Here is a 1,402-nt window from a genome sequence, read left to right as displayed (position 1 = left end):
GATTTGACGTCCGAGCCGGTCAAAGCGGCGATTGCCCGGAAAGGTCGCCCGTTGCGCGATGTGGACGCGGACACGCTTCCAATGTTTACATACACTTAACGAAGGGGTGCATAATGAAACACGTCTCGCAAAGCCTCTGAGCGCTCGCTCTGCCGCATTATTCGTCAGGCAAATCCGGCCGTCCTGCAGAAATGATGTGAAGCCATCCCAGCGCTTGAGCATGTAGTCGATCGCCTCCGCCACCGAGAACTGCGTGAGAGCTTTGCCCGCTCGGTTTGAAGCCAGACCTGCAGATCATCGACGAGTGGCAGACAGTCTCTCCGGCGACGCTCCAGGCGTTGATCGGCCGTAAGCCCGTTGATCTCGCGCTCAATATCGAACAGGCCGTCGATCCGTTTGACGGCTTCGAGCGCCATAGGCGAGATCGGCGCGGCATTCTTTCCACGCTTGGCATTTGCGGCGATGTCGGCGAGCACGAAGAACTTACGCCGCGAGTGTGCCCAACAAAACGCCTGCCTTAGAGGATTTGGATCGCGATCAACCTTGAACAGCGGATTGTAGCCGCCATAGGCGTCCGCCTGCAGAATGCCGTTGAAGGTCTTCAGGTGGCGCTCCGGATGCTCCTGCCGTCGGTCCCGCGAGGCATAGTAAAGGGCCGCCGGCGGAGAGAGGCCTCCGAACGGCCGATCGTCCCGGACATAGGTCCAGATGCGGCCCGTATCGGTCTTTCCCTTGGCCAGGATCGGCACGGTCGTGTCGTCGCCGTGCAGACGTTCGGCAGCAAGGACATGCGCCTCGATCAGGGAGTGAATGGGCTTCAACGCCGCGGCACATGCTCCAACCTGATCGGCCAGCGTCGACAAGCTGAGGTCGACGCCCTCGCGGGCGTAGCGCTCGCTCTGGCGATTGAGCGGCTGGTGCTGGGCGAACTTCTCAAACAGGATCATCGCCAGCAGGTTCGGCCCGGCAAAACCGCGGGGTGTCACATGGAAGGGTGCGGGTGACTGCGTGATCTTCTCACACTCGCGGCAGGTGAACTTCTCCCGCACCGTCTGGATGACCTTCCACTGACGCGGGATGACTTCCAAGGTCTCGGTAATGTCTTCGCCAAGCTTCGACAGTTTAACCGATCCACAACAGGCGCAATTCGTGGGAGCGGCGATTACGACGCGCTCACGCGGCAGGTGTTCGGGAAAGGGCTTGCGTGACGGACGCTTGCGCTCGAAGGCTTTGACGGCTGAAGCTTTGACTGCGATCTCCGCCGCCAGTTCATCTGTAAGCGACAAGCCGTGGCCGTTCAGGCGGCGTAGTTCCATGGCATGAGCGCGTCGATTTCACTGCTGGGCCATCCATTCGCAAGGCGCTCAAGCGTCTGGGTCAACCAAGCTTGCGGATCGACTGC

General features: G+C 60.6%; 1 protein-coding gene and 1 pseudogene. Both read right to left on the bottom strand.

The window, feature by feature from the left end; all coding sequences use genetic code 11:
• Nucleotides 1-1,316: pseudogene (gene tnpC / locus EFQ99_RS34795) on the bottom strand (IS66 family transposase); the annotation flags it as partial.
• The coding region (locus EFQ99_RS34790) for a transposase domain-containing protein (RefSeq protein ID WP_164736491.1) at nt 1,298-1,402 on the bottom strand (105 nt) is incomplete at its 5' end. The pseudogene tnpC and the gene EFQ99_RS34790, both read right to left, overlap by 19 nt.

The organism is Rhizobium vallis, from assembly GCF_003985155.1.
In the GTDB taxonomy this organism is placed as follows: domain Bacteria; phylum Pseudomonadota; class Alphaproteobacteria; order Rhizobiales; family Rhizobiaceae; genus Rhizobium; species Rhizobium vallis.
The sequence above is the reverse complement of the archived record's forward strand: the minus strand, read 5'-3'. Positions and strand labels throughout refer to the sequence as shown.